General features: G+C 44.6%; 1 pseudogene. It reads left to right on the forward strand.

From position 1 onward, the window contains the following. Positions 1 to 240, forward strand: a pseudogene (locus AAEY83_RS18170) (fumarylacetoacetase); the annotation flags it as partial.

Consider the following 240-nt stretch of genomic DNA (forward strand, 5'->3'; position numbering starts at 1 on the left):
ACTCTAAATACATTTATGGGTTTAGGGGGGCAGTATTGGTCAGCACTTCGTTTAGCGCTTTCAAAAGCACTACGAGCAGGTTCTGAGCACCAACAAGCGCTTAGCGATACGCTTGTAGCACAATCTGACATAGAGTTTTCTTTGCCTTGTCGCATCGGTGATTACACCGACTTTTACACTTCTATTTATCATGCTACTGCTGTGGGTAGTTTGTTTCGCCCTGATAACCCACTACTACCT

The sequence above is a fragment of the Psychrobacter sp. TB20-MNA-CIBAN-0197 genome, from assembly GCF_040309765.1.
GTDB lineage: Bacteria > Pseudomonadota > Gammaproteobacteria > Pseudomonadales > Moraxellaceae > Psychrobacter > Psychrobacter submarinus.